General features: G+C 44.7%; 9 protein-coding genes and 1 rRNA gene. 2 read left to right on the top strand and 8 right to left on the bottom strand.

Annotated features, from left to right (window positions below; genetic code table 11):
* Positions 1-2: 2 nt before the first annotated feature.
* From BN3282_RS00075 to BN3282_RS00060, 4 genes are all read right to left on the bottom strand, one after another.
* Positions 3-623: a flavodoxin family protein gene (locus BN3282_RS00075; protein WP_059066127.1), complete on the bottom strand. Its 621-nt coding sequence runs from the start codon at positions 621-623 to the stop codon at positions 3-5.
* Between the two features lie 188 nt (positions 624-811).
* Positions 812-2,149: a hypothetical protein gene (locus BN3282_RS00070; RefSeq protein ID WP_059066126.1), complete on the bottom strand. Its 1,338-nt coding sequence runs from the start codon at positions 2,147-2,149 to the stop codon at positions 812-814.
* Positions 2,150-2,212: 63 nt separating this feature from the next.
* Positions 2,213-3,100: a dihydrodipicolinate synthase family protein gene (locus BN3282_RS00065; protein ID WP_059066125.1), complete on the bottom strand. Its 888-nt coding sequence runs from the start codon at positions 3,098-3,100 to the stop codon at positions 2,213-2,215.
* Between the two features lie 91 nt (positions 3,101-3,191).
* Entirely contained in the window at positions 3,192-3,857 is a 666-nt protein-coding gene (locus BN3282_RS00060) for a beta/alpha barrel domain-containing protein (RefSeq protein ID WP_059066124.1), read from the bottom strand.
* Positions 3,858-4,175: 318 nt separating this feature from the next.
* Here BN3282_RS00060 and BN3282_RS00055 point away from each other — a divergent pair, with 318 nt between their 5' ends.
* The gene (locus BN3282_RS00055) at positions 4,176-5,051 is read left to right on the top strand and encodes an AraC family transcriptional regulator (protein ID WP_059066123.1); all 876 of its coding nucleotides are present in this window, start codon (positions 4,176-4,178) and stop codon (positions 5,049-5,051) included.
* Complete coding sequence (gene ilvD / locus BN3282_RS00050) at positions 5,048-6,718, top strand: dihydroxy-acid dehydratase (RefSeq protein WP_059066122.1); 1,671 nt, start codon at positions 5,048-5,050, stop codon at positions 6,716-6,718. The genes BN3282_RS00055 and ilvD overlap by 4 nt, the downstream gene beginning before the upstream one ends.
* A 127-nt stretch (positions 6,719-6,845) precedes the next feature.
* Here the strand turns inward: ilvD and BN3282_RS00045 are convergent, their stop codons facing one another.
* From BN3282_RS00045 to BN3282_RS00030, 4 genes are all read right to left on the bottom strand, one after another.
* On the bottom strand, positions 6,846-7,673 hold the full coding sequence (locus BN3282_RS00045; protein WP_059066121.1) for an HAD-IIB family hydrolase: 828 nt from the start codon (positions 7,671-7,673) through the stop codon (positions 6,846-6,848).
* 17 nt (positions 7,674-7,690) lie between these two features.
* Positions 7,691-8,305: a sugar O-acetyltransferase gene (locus BN3282_RS00040; RefSeq protein ID WP_082667400.1), complete on the bottom strand. Its 615-nt coding sequence runs from the start codon at positions 8,303-8,305 to the stop codon at positions 7,691-7,693.
* Positions 8,306-8,454: 149 nt separating this feature from the next.
* On the bottom strand, positions 8,455-9,135 hold the full coding sequence (locus BN3282_RS00035) for a hypothetical protein (RefSeq protein WP_059066120.1): 681 nt from the start codon (positions 9,133-9,135) through the stop codon (positions 8,455-8,457).
* Between the two features lie 226 nt (positions 9,136-9,361).
* A 23S ribosomal RNA gene (locus BN3282_RS00030) occupies positions 9,362-12,086 on the bottom strand; the annotation flags it as partial.

Raw genomic sequence — 12,086 nt, 5'->3', positions numbered from 1 at the left:
TCCTATCTGATAAATGTCATCTTGACTTTTTTCTCCGGTAACGGCTGGGCAACCCCTGCCGCTTTTCCTGCTTCTATACATTTCAGCATCCATGCCATATTCTTTCCGAGAAGACGCATCGTCTGCACACCTTCTTCGTCTTTTAACAATTCTTCTGGCGTACGTCCAAATATCATATTGTAGTAATTTGACGAAACAACCGGCATACCCACAAGATTGAAATATCTATGGATCACATCAATAGACGACGTCATACCCGCTCTTCTTGCGGTAGCTACAGCTGCTGCCGGCTTCAGAGCAAACCGATTGCCCGCCATGAAGATTCGATCCAGAACAGAGACAAGAGATCCTGTCGGTGAAGCAAAATAAACAGGAGTCCCCACGATCAGCGCATCTGAATCTTCCATTTTATCTAAGATTTCATTTACAATACCACCGTCAAATACGCATCTGTGACTCTCGGAACAAGCGCCACATCCGATGCAGCCTTTTACACAATTTCTTCCCACCTGAACGATCTCCGAATTGACATTCTCTGCGGCAAGCGCCTCTGCTACCACCTCCAGAGCCGTGTATGTACATCCCTTCTCATTCGGGCTTCCATTGATCATTAATACTTTCATACTCTGTTTCCTTCTTTCTTCTATTATTACATGAAAAATAGCCACAGTGAAAAATCCGCTGCGGCCACCTTTCTTTCTGATACGCTTGCAGCGTACATATATGAGGGCTGGTCACGACCGACTGTGTCTTAGACACATGGCAGATCTTAATATAGCAGGCAGCCGCAACCCTAAAAAATAGAAAATTATCAATTTAATTTCAATATGTCAAATCCCATGTAATCACAGAATGCTTCCATCTCTTTTGTATAGTCTCCTTCCTTGATCACAAAATGATGATCCATACCGCCCTTGATGAGCTGATCGATCACAGAACGCGCCGGCACATCATACTGAAGGTTTACCAGCAGCTTTGATCCGCCTTCTACCCACTCTTCATGGGTTACGCCCAAAGTTCTTCCTTTTGCGACAAATACTTTATATTTTCCACCATTTCCTACGATTGCGCAAGTCGTTACTGTATCGAATGCCTTGTGAGGAACTCCGACAAATGTACCTAACTCTCCACTCGGATTGATCTGTGCCCTGCTTAGGTCATCGGCCAGAGACATCGGTGTACTTCCTTCGTGAGCGACTGGAATAAGATTTCTCTTTTCATCAATGCTCCCTGCTTCTCCGAGGGCGACAACTCCGCCTCCGGCAAACTGATTCAGAGTATTGATGATAAAGGTATGCCCCAAATCTCCTTCTGTATCCAGATAGAAGCCTTCATCTCCCAGCCAGGAAGCGATCAGATTCATCAATCCTCCGTAATTTGGATAACACTCTGCTGCAAGGGAAGTCAATTGGTATTTTGCAATAATCTCTTTTGTCGCCATATAGACTTTTGCATTATAGAGGAGAGCCGCATCAGAAGCAACCGACTTCCCACTTCTCTTTTTCAGCCCTTCCAAAGTCACAGCAGCATCGGCATCCGAAATCTGATCTGCAATCTCTGTAATTTCTTCCATCTCAATATGAACAAAAGATACACCCGTCTTGATCGTGAAATCCCATTCTTCTTTACTCATGTCCTGTGGACCTGCCACTCTCCATGTCTGTCTCGGACCTGCAAGTCCGATGATCATGTTCTTTGTATTTTCTACTGCAGCTCCAACTTTTGCATACGTGCGGATTCCCTCGATCACTTCCGCCTCTTCCGGAAGTCCATATACATAACCATATGTAAATCCCATCGCCTTCAGGATGGAGCCGTAATGCTGAATACAGCCGATAGAAAATGTCTCTGTATATGGAACTGCCCAGTATACAGTCGGCACCTGAAGTTGTGTTGTGAAGATATATTTCATAGAATCAACAACCCATGTGATGTCCATAACAACAAGAGAATTGATTTTCTCCTCTTTCAGTTTTGCGCATGCATCGATTGCCGCAGCAGCGTCCCAGATCAGTTCAGGATATGTCACTACTTCCATGCCGGCATCCGTGATCGCCTTTTTTGCTCTTGCGAGAAGATGGTCTCCTCTCTCCCCTCCGGACTCTACCGGACTTGCTACTGCAACCAGACCAATCTTGATTTTTTTCATATTACCTACCCCTTTCCTGGGAACGCCTCGGGAGGGTGGCATTCCCAATCAGTTTTTCTTTCTCTATTTTAAACCTGCAATCTTCAATGCTTCTTCTATTTCTGCCTCCTGCTCTGCCGTTGCCGGGATCATTGGAAGTCTTGGATCTCCTGCTGCATGACCCATCATCTCTGTCGCTTTCTTAAGAAGTGATGGGAAGTTTGCCTCATCTCCGATGACGCGAGTCAGCGGGGCAAGATTCCAATAGATCTTCTGTGCCTCCTCGATCTTTCCTTCATTCACAAGATCCATAATATCGATCACCTGCTTTGGCGCTACATTTGCTGTAGCAAGGATGATTGCCTTTAATCCGATCGCACAGGATGGGAGTGTTAAGTCATCGCAACCCGTGAATAAAGTAATCTCATCTGTACTGTATCTTCTCAGAATCTCTGCCAGGAATGGAAGGCTTCCGCTTGTCTCTTTCATACCTACTACATTCGGAATCTGGATGAGACGATCAAACATATCTATGTCAATCGTAATGCCTGTAGCTGCCGGATGATTGTAAAGAAGAAGTGGAATACCGACTGTTCCCAGTGTCTCATAATGTTTCACCATGCCATCTGCTGTTGTATTGCCGATCGGGGAAAGTACAAGAGCAGCATCAGCTCCCGCATTTTTCACATCTTTTACAAGTTCCAAAGTTTCTGCAGTCGTCAGCGCACCTGCCCCAGCTATCACATAACCATTTCCGATCACCTCACGGCACGCTTTAATTCCTTCGATTCTCTCTTCTCTTGAAAGAAATGCGTGCTCGCCGCTGGACCCGCTGAAGCATACGCCTGCGCAGCCTACGCTCATGTAATACTTCACACTTTCTTTTAATCCTTCAAGATCAATGCTGCCATCAGCCTTGAAAGGTGTGATCAGTGCCGGAAATACTCCTTTGAATACAATTGATTTCTTCATTTTTTGTCCTCCTATGTTCTGATAAATAAACTAAAAGATTAAAAATATTTCTTTATAATGATCCTCCCGGAAGCGAAAGGAAACATTTCTTTTATTTGAGCAGTCCTAACACATACTCCAGATTCTCACGGAAAGTTCCGTCCTTTACAAAGTTCTTATTAAATAGTGCGCTTCCCATCGTAAATGTCCATGGGTTCATCTTCAGCACCTCTGCCACTCTCTCATCGCTGCCGACACTGCCTGCGAGGATCACCGGCTTTTTAGCCTTTGCAACATACTCTGCCGAAAGCGCTGTCGGATCACCGTCCACATATCTGTAGCCAAGCAAATCTGTTCCATCGCACCCTTTTTCTGCAAACATCGCTTCCTGATCCAGCATCTCTTGAGCTGTCCCTTGAAGAATGCTCGGGTTCTGCGAAACTTTTCCGGCAAATGGGCAGTATTTTAAGTCTGTCGTTTTTATGTACTCATATACACTATCGTAGAAAAGTGTTCCGATCAGATAATCAAACCCACATTCAACAGCTAGTTTTGCTCCTCTCATACACTCTTCCTCCGTGTAGCTCACAACTTCAAGGAATGTTATCTTTCCATTTTCTTTCATATACTGTGCAAGTTCTTTCATCTTCGTCGGTTCCATACCGTGATCTTTATATCCCCAGTATTTCACCGGCATATCTTTGCACTCCTCAAAAGTTTCCCTTGCATTTGGTACTGTTACATCGTTGTTTGTCAACATGACGATCAATTCTGACATTTCAACACATCTCCTTTTCTTTTTTTGTTTCTCCGTCTCTTTTCTTACTCCTCAATTATTGCTTTTGCTTAGCACACTCTTATATTATCCTCTGTCTACATTCCTTGTCGATTAAGTATATTGCCCGTGGTATTACTTATTTTGCTTTCGTCTGTTTCTTCCTAATAATATATCTTTTTATGTTCTGCATTATCTTGCCATATGCATTACATATCTTGCTATTTTAGTATCTTTTAATTGTGAATCTATTTCCGTTGTGCTATGATTTCCTATAACAATTATTGCTTTTACTGTTTACAAAAAGGAGGTTGTTTCCATATGGATAAAGCATTGTTTCTATCGCAGGCAGATGTTTATAATGGTCATTATTGTATTACAAAACGGGATGCATCCCATGAATTCACAAAAGAACTTCACTATCATGATTTCTATGAAGTCCAATTCTATCTGTGTGAAACTGCAAATGGCATCATCGGAGATATCATGATCAATGGGCAGAAACGTACCCTGATGCAGGGTTGTCTCGTATTGATCAATATGTTTGATCCACATCAGATCCACATTACCTGCAAAGAGCCTTACACGAGATACTGTATCTCTTTTGATTCCAGCCTCCTCCTTTTTGCCTGTTCAGAGAATACGAATCTATTTAACATCTTTTCAGGATGTGCAGACGTCAAATATTCCAGACCACTCACCCCTGAACAAATTAAAGCTTTCGTAACGATTTATAACAAACATGAGTCTCTCAATGTCCAAAATGGGAGGGATATTCTGGAAAAAGCTATGATTCTCGAAGTATTCGCCCATATTTACGACATTTTTTACACCGGTCAGGAAATCAGTTCCACCGATTCCAGAAGCATGGAAGTTGTCACAAAACTGATCGGTTATATCGATGCCCATATTGCCGAGGATCTTTCCCTAGAGACGCTCTCTGAATATGTCAGCTTCAGCACATTTCATCTAAGTCGGATGTTTAAGCGTTACACCGGCACAACATTAAACAAATACATCATCAACAAGCGTATCGACAAGGCCAAACTTCTTTTAAAAGGACCAATGTCGATCACCGCTGTCAGTAAGGAAGTCGGCTTTAACAATTACAACCATTTTTATCGAACATTCAAAAATGTTACCGGAACAAGTCCTGCCGACTACAAAGAATCAAAAGAAAAGGAGATATCCCTATGAAAGAATTTACACAAAAATATTTTGTCGGCGATGCCGCCGCACATTCACGTTCCGTATACAAGGGAAGTGGATATGACCCTCAAGACCTTAACCGACCACATATCGGTATTGGAAACACTTTCAGTGAAAACTCAGCCGGACATGCTCATCTTCGTGAACTGGCAGATGCGGTCAAATCTGCTATCTGGCAAGCAGGCGGAATTCCTTTTGAATTTGGTCTTCCCTCTACCTGCGCAGAGGTCGCTATCGGATCAGATACTATGTGTATGGATCTCGCCATGAGGGACATTGTAGCTGCCGGAATTGAGGTAGTCGCAAGTGTACAACATTTCGATGGTCTTGTACTGCTTTCCGGATGTGACAATATCGTTCCGGGCACTTTGCTTGCTGCAGCACGCCTGGATATTCCCACAATCTGCTGCACAGGCGGTCCAATGCTCTCAGGTCGCCTAAACGGAAAGCAGTTCCTTCAATGTGACGTAACAGAATTTTCCTATGGACAGATTTCAAAGGGAAACGCAGACAAAGAAGCAATCCTTCAGGCAGAATGCCAGGCTTGTCCGTCCATGGGGGCCTGCTCTAATATGGGGACCGCCAACACCATGCAGATCTTAACTGAGGCGCTCGGCATGACTCTGCCCGGTTCTTCAACAATTCCAGCAGTCTATACCGATAAAATCGTAAGCTGCAAACATATCGGACGCAGGATCGTTGAAATGGTCTTTGAAGATCTAACTCCTTCAAAGATCATCACAAGAGAAGCACTGGAAAATGCAATCCGCATGGATCTTGCCATCGGTGGATCTACCAATGCAGTCATGCACATCCCGGCACTTGCAAATGAACTGGGTATTGATATGACAGCTGATGAATTTGAAAAATTCAACCGCACAACTCCCTGTATCGCCAATGTGCGACCCAGTGGTATTTATGCCGTAGATGACCTGCACTTTGCAGGAGGTGTTCCCCAACTCTTCAAACAACTGGAACCTCTGATCCATAAGGAATGTCTGAACGTAAACGGACAGACTCTTGGTGAAATTCTCGAACATGTAAATAGTTGTCCAAGCGACGTTATCCGTTCTATGAAAAATCCAATCTCGGAAAACGGCGGACTCTGTATTTTAAAAGGGAATCTTGCGCCCAATGGTTCTGTGGTACGCTCGTCTACAGTTAAGAAAAGCATGCTCCACTTCAGGGGAACAGCCAAAGTATACCAGAGCGATTCTGAAGCTCATCAGGCAATCATCTCTGAAAAAGTACAGCCCGGCGATGTCGTCGTTGTCCGAAATGTAGGACCTGTTGGTGCTCCGGGCATGGTAGAAGTCATGGAAGCAACAGAGGCGATTGTTAACCTCGGTCTGGATGAAAGTGTTTCCTTAATCACGGACGGACGTTTCTCAGGATTCTGCCACGGTCCTATTATCGGGCACGTGTCTCCTGAGGCGGCAATCGGCGGAGCAATCGCTCTGATTAAAGACGATGATATGATTGAGATTGATATACCAAACCGTTCTTTGAAACTGGACGTATCTGAAGAAGAACTCGAAAAGAGAAGAAAAAATCTTGTTCTTCCCGAACCAAAAAGGAAAAAGGGATTCATGAGAACATATGCCAAAAATTGTCTTCCCCCGGAAAAAGGAGCTGCTATGCAGAGCTGGGATTAAAAAGAAGAGGATGGTGTGCCAAAACGGCGCTCCATCCTCTTCTTTTTTACCTATTAGAAATAGAATTATTTAAAATCGTTATAAACAAAACGGCAATCCCTTTCTATTACTTGGATTGCCGCCTTTATTACATTCTTTGTTCATTGTTAAGAAATTCTGCCACACCATCATGATCACAATCTGGAAGAACTCCTGTCACCATTTGTTTAATCTCCTCCAGAGCGTTTTCCGGAGCATAACTCCTGTCCGCGATTTCTATCATGGGAACATCGTTATAATTATCGCCAAATACGACAAGTTCTTCGCATCCCACCATTTCTTTCAGTCGCAGCAACGCATTTTTCTTGCTTGCTTTTTCGCTGAATATTTCCATACAATACATTCCATTGTATATATTCAGATAAAACGCGATGCTTACTCCCGATATTTTTTCTATTTCTTCTTTTACCGGAGTCAGTTCTTCCTGGTTTCCCGTCAATGCAAAGTAAAATACGCCGCCCTTGTCCATTTCAGCCCTGTAATCTTTTGTATAAGCGACTTCCTCGCATTCTTCCAACGCACGGTTACTGTAATACTGTGTCTGTTCCTTTAGTTTTTCGCTTCCATAATATAATCTTATCCTATTTCCTGTCAGAATATACATAAAACATTCTAAACCGCATCTTTGAAAGGCTTCTGTAACTTTTTCTGCCGCCTGTCTCGGAATCATCTCCGCGTGTAAAAATTCCCTGTTTCGAAAGTCATAGATAAACACACCGTTTGTCAATATTCCCGGTGTACTCATTTTAAGTGCATCCAGCCGATAATCACATCCATACGGCATTCTAGCTGTCGCCACAGAAAATAACATTCCTCTTTCTATACATCCATTCAACAGTTCAACACTTCTCGCACTTATTTCTTTTTTACTATTAAACAATGTACCATCCAGATCTGAGACATATAACGTTTTCATATTTTCCCTCTTTTCTTTCACAAACTGTATTCTTTTTCAAGACTATCCAGATAATCCGTCTTCTCGTCCTCTCTTATCTCTCGAATTACTCGACACGGCGCTCCCGCTGCCACTACGTTTGCCGGAATATCCCTGGTAATTACGCTGCCGGCTCCAATAATCGTATTATCTCCTATAGTAATCCCATGATCCATGTGGACACCACCACCCACCCATACATTATTTCCTATCTTTACTGGTTTCGCAAAGCAGGCTCCTGCTGCTCTCTCCCGCGCATCATAAGCATGACGAGATGTATAGATAGAAACACGAGGACCAAACAGCACATGATCTCCTATGATAATCTCACCTGGATCCAAAAGTATACAGCCAAAATTAGCATAAAAGTTTTTCCCCAATGTAATGTTGAAACCAAATTCACAATGAAAATCTGGTTCGAAAAAAGCTCCCTCCCCTGCATGTCTGACCAATCTGCGCAGGATTGCTTCCCTTACTTCCGAAGCTTTTCCGTAACTTGCATTGTATTCCTCTGTCACTTCCACCGCTCTTCGTCTTGCCTCAACCAGTTCCGGCGTCAGATCATTGTACATTCTGCCAGATAAAATTCTTGCTTTCTGTTCTTCAAACGTCATAACCGCACCTCTCTTCTACTCCATAAACACTTAAGAAAAGTATAGTCTATTTTCTCCTATCTGACTATGATTTAAATCGCCATCTACATAACATTTTTTGCTTTGATTTACCTCATTCACAGACCTAATTTTATGTAAACACAAGATTTCTACTCTGCTTTTAATGCATTTTCTGAAATCATCGCCGCATCTAATCGCCTCATATCTTCCTCAGCGATCTCATACCCCTTACCGTCTGTTTTGATCACATGCAGGGTCACATTCTCCACTTCTCCGTATTTTAATCCTTCGTCACAAGCCTTCTGCAAAACTTCATAATAAATCTGATACACTTCCTTTTGCATTTGCTCGTCTGTCGGTATCTCGCCCCCTGCCATGACTTCATTTGAAACCTGTTCTGCATATTCTTTTGCCTTCTCCTGGAAAGTGTCATATGTATCATCAAATAAGGTAATTGGTTTTACCATGACATTAACCGTATAGTTTCCTTCCTTATCTTTCACTCCTTCTTCCACTGTATAATTTACTTTCTTAGCAATATTTTCAAAGAGTACCCTATATTTTCCTGCCAGATCTTCCGGAAGTTCTAAAGACTCGAATTCTTCCATTGTTACATCCAGATTTTTTTCAAAAATCTGTTTCGCCTCTTTTTCCGATGCATCTGTCAGCTCTATATATTCTTTTATCTGTTCTTTATACGATACGTCCAAGACTGCTTTTACATAGGCCTGTGCATTAAAACGGTTTATGTAGACATAATAACCGGCTGCGGCTGCAGCTGCTATAATACATACCAGCGCTATAAGCCAATACTGTTTCTTTTTCTTCATTTCTTTGTCCTCCTTTTCCCTTATGGGCTTGCCACAGTGTACCATATTTCATAAGAGAAAAAAGGAGAATTGTGTCAGAAAGGTTTAATATTTATCATTTTTTATTTATCAAAAAAACACCCAGAAGTAAAAACTTCCAGGTACCTTTTCTCTCATTCTTCAAGGGTTATATACCTTCAAAACTACATACAAAAGATCTTTTTCATCCATTCTCCTATCACCTTGCTTGGTTATGCCCTCGACCTATTAGTAACGGTCAGCTCCATGTGTTACCACACTTCCACCTCCGCCCTATCTACCTCGTCGTCTTCAAGGGGTCTTACTAACTTGACGTTATGGGATATCTCATCTTGAGGGGGGCTTCACGCTTAGATGCCTTCAGCGTTTATCCCGTCCCGGCTTGGCTACTCTGCTATGCTCTTGGCTGAACAACAGATACACCAGCGGCCAGTCCATCCCGGTCCTCTCGTACTAAGGACAGCTCCTCTCAAATATCCTACGCCCACGCCGGATAGGGACCGAACTGTCTCACGACGTTCTGAACCCAGCTCGCGTACCGCTTTAATGGGCGAACAGCCCAACCCTTGGGACCTACTTCAGCCCCAGGATGCGATGAGCCGACATCGAGGTGCCAAACCACTCCGTCGATGTGAACTCTTGGGAGTGATAAGCCTGTTATCCCCAGGGTAGCTTTTATCCGTTGAGCGATGGCAATCCCACTTTATACCACCGGATCACTAAGTCCTACTTTCGTACCTGCTCCACCCGTCGGTGTCGCAGTCAAGCTCCCTTCTGCCTTTGCGCTCTTCGAATGGTTTCCGACCATTCTGAGGGAACCTTTGAGCGCCTCCGATACCCTTTCGGAGGCGACCGCCCCAGTCAAACTCCCCACCTGACATTGTCCCCCAGCCGGTTCACGGCTGCTGGTTAGAAACCCAATACTGCAAGGGTGGTATCCCAACAGCGGCTCCATGGCAACTGGCGTTGCCACTTCCTAGCCTCCCACCTATCCTGTACATGCAATACCGAATCCCAGTATCAAGCTGGAGTAAAGCTCCATGGGGTCTTTCCGTCCTGGCGCAGGTAACCAGCATCTTCACTGGTATTTCAATTTCACCGGGTGCATTGTTGAGACAGTGCCCAAATCATTACGCCTTTCGTGCGGGTCGGAACTTACCCGACAAGGAATTTCGCTACCTTAGGACCGTTATAGTTACGGCCGCCGTTTACTGGGGCTTAAGTTCAAAGCTTCGCTTGCGCTAACCTCTCCCCTTAACCTTCCAGCACCGGGCAGGCGTCAGCCCATATACCTCACCTTTCGGTTTTGCATAGACCTGTGTTTTTGCTAAACAGTTGCTTGGGCCAATTCTCTGCGGCCTGGTCTCCCAGGCACTCCTTCTCCCGAAGTTACGGAGTCATTTTGCCGAGTTCCTTAACAATGCTTCTCCCGTCGGCCTTAGGATTCTCTCCTCATCCACCTGTGTCGGTTTACGGTACGGGTATTTTATGAACAATAGCGGCTTTTCTTGGCAGTTAGCTCACGCTCTTCCCTACTCTTACTTCGGTCCGCTTCACGCCTTCCCCTTGCACACCGGTTTTGCCTGATGTACGGGTACTTCGCTTGCACCGGGCTTTCCATTCCCGGCTCGCGCTCTCTCCCTGCGTCCCCACAGTTCTGTCATAAAATAGTACAGGAATCTCAACCTGTTATCCATCGACTACGTCTTTCGACCTCGCCTTAGGCCCCGACTTACCCAGAGCAGATCAGCTTTACTCTGGAAACCTTAGATATTCGGCCGGAAGGATTCTCACCTTCCTCTCGCTACTCATTCCGGCATTCTCTCTTCTTAATGATCCACTGCTCCTTCCGGTACAGCTTCTTCTCTTTAAGAATGCTCCTCTACCAACTGACATTCGTCAGTTCCTAAGCTTCGGTAGTGTGTTTTAGCCCCGGACATTTTCGGCGCAGGACCTCTCGACTAGTGAGCTATTACGCACTCTTTTAATGTATGGCTGCTTCTAAGCCAACATCCTAGTTGTCTTTGAAATCCCACATCCTTTTCCACTTAACACACATTTTGGGACCTTAGCTGTAGGTCTGGGCTCTTTCCCTTTCGACTACCCAACTTATCTCGGATAGTCTGACTCCCATACATCATCTACACGGCATTCGGAGTTTGATATCCCTTGGTAAGCTTTGACGCCCCCTTAGGAATTCAGTGCTCTACCTCCGCAAGACTCGTATGAGGCTAGCCCTAAAGCTATTTCGAGGAGAACCAGCTATCTCCGGGTTCGATTGGAATTTCTCCCCTATCCACACCTCATCCCCACCCTTTTCAACGGATGTGGGTTCGGTCCTCCATTGCCTTTTACGGCAACTTCAACCTGGACATGGATAGATCACCCGGTTTCGGGTCTACTCCGGCTGACTGTTTCGCCCTCTTCAGACTTGGTTTCCCTTCGGCTCCACACCTCTAAGTGCTTAACCTCGCCAGCCGACGTAACTCGCCGGACCGTTCTACAAAAAGTACGCAGTTCCGCATTTAAAGCGGTTCCACAGCTTGTAAACATATGGTTTCAGGTTCTCTTTCACTCCCCTCCCGGGGTCCTTTTCACCTTTCCTTCACAGTACTATGCGCTATCGGTCACTAAGGAGTATTTAGCCTTACGGGGTGGTCCCCGCTCTTTCAGTCAAGGTTTCTCGTGTCTCGACCTACTCTGGATACCGCCTTGTCAACTCGTCTTTCGCTTACGGGGCTTTCACCCTCTCTGGCTGGCTTTCCCAAAACCATTCTGCTAAACTCATTGAATCAATTCCGCGGTCCGAACCCCGGAGTGCACGCACTCCGGTTTGGGCTCTTTCCATTTCGCTCGCCGCTACTTTGGAAATCACATGTTGTTTTCTCTTCCTCCGGCTACTTAGATGTTTCAGTTCACCGGGTTCCCTTCCT

Source organism: Mediterraneibacter massiliensis, assembly GCF_001487105.1.
Classification (GTDB): domain Bacteria; phylum Bacillota; class Clostridia; order Lachnospirales; family Lachnospiraceae; genus Mediterraneibacter; species Mediterraneibacter massiliensis.
The sequence above is the reverse complement of the archived record's forward strand: the minus strand, read 5'-3'. Positions and strand labels throughout refer to the sequence as shown.